Annotated in this window: 3 protein-coding genes; all 3 read left to right on the forward strand. The window is 58.5% G+C overall.

Translation table 11 applies throughout. The annotated features are described in order from the left end of the window. Positions 1–100: 100 nt before the first annotated feature. The 3 genes from tnpA (at position 101) to tnpC (ending at position 2,347) form a co-directional block, all read left to right on the forward strand. A complete protein-coding gene (gene tnpA / locus JNA92_RS25545; RefSeq protein WP_060479360.1) occupies positions 101–418 on the forward strand; it encodes an IS66-like element accessory protein TnpA in 318 nt (105 codons plus the stop codon). Beyond that, positions 415–750 carry an IS66 family insertion sequence element accessory protein TnpB gene (gene tnpB / locus JNA92_RS25550; RefSeq protein WP_020190109.1) on the forward strand — a complete coding sequence of 112 codons (336 nt, stop codon included), beginning with the start codon at positions 415–417 and terminating at the stop codon, positions 748–750. The genes tnpA and tnpB overlap by 4 nt, the downstream gene beginning before the upstream one ends. A 61-nt stretch (positions 751–811) precedes the next feature. Continuing rightward, positions 812–2,347, forward strand: a complete 1,536-nt coding sequence (gene tnpC, locus JNA92_RS25555) for an IS66 family transposase (protein ID WP_060479362.1) — start codon at positions 812–814, stop codon at positions 2,345–2,347. The last annotated feature ends 31 nt before the right edge of the window (positions 2,348–2,378 follow it).

The following is a 2,378-nucleotide window of genomic DNA, read 5'->3' on the forward strand; positions in this document are numbered from 1 at the left end:
GTAAGCGGCCAGCCAACACACCTTCAGAATCCCAGCATTAAGGGCGATGGTGTCCACCTAAAAATACGTGGACACCATCGCCCTTATCGCAAGGATCACCATGCGCCAGCGCACCTCTTATCCAAAACTGTTCAAAGCCCAAGTCGTCCAGGAATGTCTTCAACCTGACGTGTCGATAGCCAGCATCGCGCTGCGCCATGGCATCAATGCCAACCTGGTGCGCAAATGGATTCCGCTCTATCGTGACCGCCAACCTGACGCGTTACCTGCATTCGTGCCGCTGACGATGAAGCCTGAATCTGCGCAACCAACGTTGGCGCATATCGAAATTCCGTTCAAACAACACACACTCACAGTGACCTGGCCCACTGTCGATCCCGATGGCTGCGCCCGCTTCATTCGCGGCCTCGTCAAATGATCCGTATCGATACCATCTGGCTGGCCACCGAGCCCATGGACATGCGCGCCGGCACCGAAACGGCCTTGGCCCGTGTTGTCGCGGTCTTCGGTGCGGCGAAGCCGCACTGCGCTTATCTCTTCGCCAACCGTCGCGCCAACCGGATAAAGGTGCTGGTACATGACGGCGTTGGCGTGTGGCTGGCAGCACGCCGACTCAACCAGGGCAAATTCCACTGGCCGGGCATTCGTCACGGCGCTCAAGTGGAACTGGACAGAGAGCAACTTCAGGCGCTCATCGTGGGGTTACCTTGGCAACGCATGGGGGCCAACAGCACCATTACACGGCTTTAGTGCTTGCCATTGGCATAACCGCCAATCGCCGCCAGTGCGGTGCTCTGGCACAATTGGCGGCATGACTTCCTTACCCGACCTCGACCAACTGACTCCAGCAGAGCTGCGTGCGCTGCTTGAGCAGACGCTGACATTGCAGTCTCAAGTCGAGGCGATGAGTCGCAAGATCCAGAACGACAAAATCATCATCGAGCAACTCACGCACGAGATTGCCGTTCTCAAACGCCATAAGTACGCCAAGCGCAGCGAACAAATCAGCCCAGAGCAAGGCCGTCTGCTCGATGATTTGCTCAACGTCGACCTTGAGGCCATCGAAGCTGAGCTGAACGCACTTCATCCCGACCCGGCCCCAAAAGAGCCAAGCCAGAAGCCCAAGCGCGCACCACTGCCAGCACAGCTTCCGCGTACGGTTATCCGCCATGAACCCGACAACACCCAATGCGCGTGTGGCTGCGCGCTTCAACGCATCGGTGAAGATGTCAGCGAAAAGCTTGATTACACGCCAGGTGTATTCACGGTCGAGCAGCATGTACGTGGCAAATGGGCCTGCCGAGCTTGCGAAACCCTGATCCAGGCACCGGTTCCGGCACAAGTCATCGACAAAGGCATGCCCACCGCAGGCCTGTTGGCCCATGTGATGGTGGCCAAGTTCGCTGACCATCTGCCACTGTACCGGCAGGAAAAGATCTTTGGCCGCGCCGGCTTGGCCATTCCCCGTTCGACACTGGCCCGCTGGGTTGGGCAAACAGGTGTTCAGCTTCAACCATTGGTCGATGCACTGCGTGAAGCGGTGCTGGCGCAACCGGTCATCCATGCCGATGAAACACCGGTTCAGATGCTGGCACCGGGTGAAAAGAAAACCCATCGAAGTTATGTGTGGGCCTATAGCAGCACTACTTACGCAGAGCTGAAATCCGTGGTCTACGACTTCAGCCCGAGCCGTGCCGGCGAGCATGCGCGTAACTTCCTCGGCGACTGGCGCGGCAAGTTGGTGTGCGATGACTTTGCCGGCTACAAGGCCAGTTTCGAACAAGGCATCGTCGAGGTTGGCTGCATGGCCCATGCGCGCCGCAAGTTCTTTGACTTGCATGCGGCGAACAAGAGTCAGTTGGCCGAGCAGGCGCTTCTAACGATTGGTGCGCTCTACGAGGTCGAACGACAGGCCAAGGACATGAGCGAAGAAGACCGCCGACGAATACGTCAGCGGGATGCGGTTCCCATCGCTGAAAAACTGCATGACTGGATGCTGACCCAGCGCGAGCTGGTGCCAGAAGGCTCGGCCATCGCCAAGGCTCTCGATTACAGCTTGAAACGCTGGGTAGCACTGACGCGCTACCTGGACGACGGCGCCTTGCCCATCGATAACAACCACGTCGAGAACCAAATACGACCGTGGGCACTTGGACGTGCCAATTGGTTGTTTGCCGGGTCTCTGCGCAGTGGCAAGCGTGCGGCGGCGATCATGAGCCTGATTCAGTCCGCGCGCATGAATGGACACGATCCGTATGCCTACCTCAAGGACGTGCTGACACGACTGCCTACTCAACGGGCGAGCGAGATCGAGGCCTTGTTGCCGCATCAGTGGACGCCTGCTTAACGAGCGCAAGGTGTGTTCGCGGGTCGCTTAC

Source organism: Pseudomonas putida (assembly GCF_022627325.1).
Taxonomy (GTDB): Bacteria; Pseudomonadota; Gammaproteobacteria; order Pseudomonadales; family Pseudomonadaceae; genus Aquipseudomonas; species Aquipseudomonas putida_X.